This is a genomic window from Actinomadura sp. 7K507, from assembly GCF_004348425.1.
Lineage (GTDB): Bacteria > Actinomycetota > Actinomycetes > Streptosporangiales > Streptosporangiaceae > Spirillospora.
Map to the genome: position 1 here is coordinate 1 of NZ_SMKK01000523.1, position 1,483 is coordinate 1,483.

Consider the following 1,483-nt stretch of genomic DNA (forward strand, 5'->3'; position numbering starts at 1 on the left):
CTAGTACGGCAGTCGTAGAACGTGATCTTGTCATTGGCGGTTGAGGCGGGCCCGGTAGTGGAACCAGCGGGCGCGGGCTTGGTGGCGTCGTCGCCAGGTGTGCCAGCGCAGGTGGTGCTCGGTGCTGTGCCAGGTTCGGGTGAGTAGGTTGGCCAGGCGTTTGGTCTCGGCGACTGTGAGGGGGATCAGTCCCGGATCGGCCGGTGGTGCCTGGTGGGGTCTGATCGGTGGGGGTGCGAGGCTGTCGTTGGTGCGTGCTTGGGCGGCGGTGACGGCGACCACGGCCATGGCGGTCATGGCCAGCACGAGGTGGCGCAGCAGCGCGGGATGGGTCCGGACCTGCGAATGGTCCAGCCCGAAGGCGTCCTTGCCGACCTGGAAGTCCTCTTCCACGGGCCAGCGGCGTCCGGCGACCTTGATCAGCGCACGCAATGTCACCGGTCGGCCTTCGGGTGCGAAGCACAGGTAGAACGCCAGTTCGCGGACGCCCTTGTCGTTCGCCGCGAGGCTGCGGCGGACCAGCAGGTGACGGCGGGGATCGGTGGTGGCGACCCAGGCCCAGGCGTACCGGCGTTCGCCTTTGGAGCCGGCCCCGCACGAGTCGATGACCCAGTCAGAGGCGATCAGTGTCTTGAGTACGCTGTCGGCGCGGGCCGTGGTGACGGGGCTGAGCGCGATGCGGGTCGACTTGGAGATTCCCAGTACGTACCCGGTGTTGACCTGGTCCGATTCCAGCCAGGCGCGCAGGCCCGGGTCGCGGCCGTAGACCTCGTCGCCGGTGACCCAGCCCGGGAGCCGGCCCTCGGCGTGCAGGTCGGCCAGGATCTGTCGGCCCAGTTCGGGCTTGGTGGCGAACACGGCGTGCTCGGGTACCCCGGCCCGGGCTCGCCGCTGGGGGTCGGTGGCCCATTCGCGCGGCAGGTAGGGGCGGGCGCCGACCAGCGCATGACCTGCCCGGGTGGCGAAACTGCAGTACACGATGTTGATGGCATTGGAGACCCGGCCTGCGCAGCCGACGTACTGCCGCTTCACCCCGACCGTGGCGGTGCCCTTCTTCTCCTGGCCGGACTCGTCCAGGATCGCGACCGCGTCACCGTCGTCCAGGTGCTCGCAGACGAAGCCGCGGACGGCCGCCATCGCGGCCATGGTGTCCCACTTCGCGCGTTCCAGCAGGTGCTGCATCTTGCCCGGTGTGGCATCGCCCGCATGCTCGGCGATCGTCCAGCAGTTCTTGCGCGGCAGGTCGCTCATCAACGCCCGCACGTATTTCCTCGCCTGCACCCGCGGCTCCCACCTGCGGAAACATCCGGCCATCGAGCCCATCAGCCCGTCGAGATGACCGCAGACAGTCTCGGCCTCTACCATGACGGCAGCAGCCGCCCAAGGTTCTTCTTGCGTCACAACTCGAAGATCATCGGGCGGCTGTCCTACGTTACGGCCGGTCCCTGCCCGTTCAGATCACGTTCTACGACTGCCGTACTAG

1 protein-coding gene is annotated in these 1,483 nt (G+C 68.3%); it reads right to left on the reverse strand.

From position 1 onward, the window contains the following. Positions 1 to 30 precede the first annotated feature (30 nt). Positions 31 to 1,365 (reverse strand): IS701 family transposase, encoded by a 1,335-nt coding sequence (locus E1285_RS45040; RefSeq protein WP_347814138.1) that lies wholly within the window; start codon positions 1,363 to 1,365, stop codon positions 31 to 33. Positions 1,366 to 1,483 lie beyond the last annotated feature (118 nt).

Bases quoted from the DNA above. Each gene is read 5' to 3' on its own strand.
- E1285_RS45040 (WP_347814138.1), bottom strand. From the start codon at position 1,365: ATGGTAGAGGCCGAGACTGTCTGCGGTCATCTCGACGGGCTGATGGGC.